Raw genomic sequence first — 1,247 nt, 5'->3', positions numbered from 1 at the left:
AGGACAAGCCATTGCTTATACACATCTTAAGTTTGATTTTTACTAAATAAGTTAATTTTAAGTATTAATCAGAAAGAACAAAAGAGCGGAGTAAGGTTACTATATACGGTGAAGCTTTAGACTTCGACAACATTGATAATCCCCGCTCTTTTACTACTTAAATCACGTTCAGTTCTGTGAGGCCTAGACCTCGTTTTCAAGCGATGTCCTGAGTATGTCGAAGGGTTGTTGTGACCCAAGTAGCTGGTTCTTTCATAAAATCAGTTCCTATGAATAAATATAAGGAAACTTTTGGAGTTGACATCAGTAAAGATGTCTTTGACGTACACGGCAGTAGCAGTGGCCACAACCAGTTCAAAAATGATGAAAAGGGATTTAAATCTTTTTTAAAGATACTTCCTAATGATTCAATTGTAGTTATGGAAGCAACCGGTTACTATCATTACAGGCTCGCACAGTTTCTTTACAAAAACAATGTGGCGGTGTCTGTTGTAAATCCCTTATCTGTAAAACGTTTTATCCAGATGAAGCTCGCCAAGGTAAAGACCGACAAGAGCGATGCCAAGTCTATTTATGACTATGCTCTGGCCAATGAGGTTCCTCTTTACAATGCGCTGACCAATGTACAGGCCGAGTGCTTGCAACTGTTCCGGTTAATGGACAGTTATCTTAAAAAGCGTACTGCTACCAAGAACAAAATGCACGGTGAGGAAACTTTGGGTATCCCTTCAAAATTTGTGTACCGTTCTTTAAAGCGTGATAAAAAACACTTGGACAGAGAGCTTGAAGGAATAGAAGCACGACTGCTGGAATTGGTAAAACAAGAGCAGCAGCAACAGCTTACGCTTCTGCAAACCGTTCCTGGCATTGGTGCCAAGACAGCTTTATTTTTAATTGTGATAACCGATGGTTTTTCCAAGTTCGAGACGGGAGCACAGCTTTGTAGTTACGTGGGTATAACGCCAACAATTAGGGAGTCTGGCAGCAGTGTGCGAGGACGTAGTAGGATTAGTAAAGTTGGTAATAAAAAACTTCGCAACTTGTTATTTCTTTGTGCCTTTAATGCCTGTAAACACAATAAAGCGTGCCGTGAACTCTATGAGCGCATTGTTCAAAAAGGTAAAAGTAAAAAATTGGCGCTTATTGCAGTGGCAAATAAGTTGTTAAAACAATGTTTTGCTATCGCAAAATCGGGTTTACCATATGATGCAGAATTCGTTTCGATTCTTACAGTAAAATAATTGTGC

At 39.4% G+C, this 1,247-nt stretch carries 1 protein-coding gene; it reads left to right on the top strand.

Annotation, left to right across the window (positions count from 1 at the left end; all coding sequences use genetic code 11):
* The first annotated feature begins 269 nt into the window (after positions 1-269).
* Positions 270-1,241, top strand: a complete 972-nt coding sequence (locus tag FHP04_RS14340; RefSeq protein WP_139856835.1) for an IS110 family RNA-guided transposase — start codon at positions 270-272, stop codon at positions 1,239-1,241.
* The last annotated feature ends 6 nt before the right edge of the window (positions 1,242-1,247 follow it).

The sequence above is a fragment of the Aequorivita sinensis genome (genome assembly GCF_006346335.1).
Taxonomy (GTDB): domain Bacteria; phylum Bacteroidota; class Bacteroidia; order Flavobacteriales; family Flavobacteriaceae; genus Aequorivita; species Aequorivita sinensis.
The sequence above is the reverse complement of the archived record's forward strand: the minus strand, read 5'-3'. Positions and strand labels throughout refer to the sequence as shown.

What these genes read in the sequence shown, in the direction of transcription:
- FHP04_RS14340 (WP_139856835.1), top strand. Translation starts at nt 270, where the DNA reads ATGAATAAATATAAGGAAACTTTTGGAGTTGACATCAGTAAAGATGTC.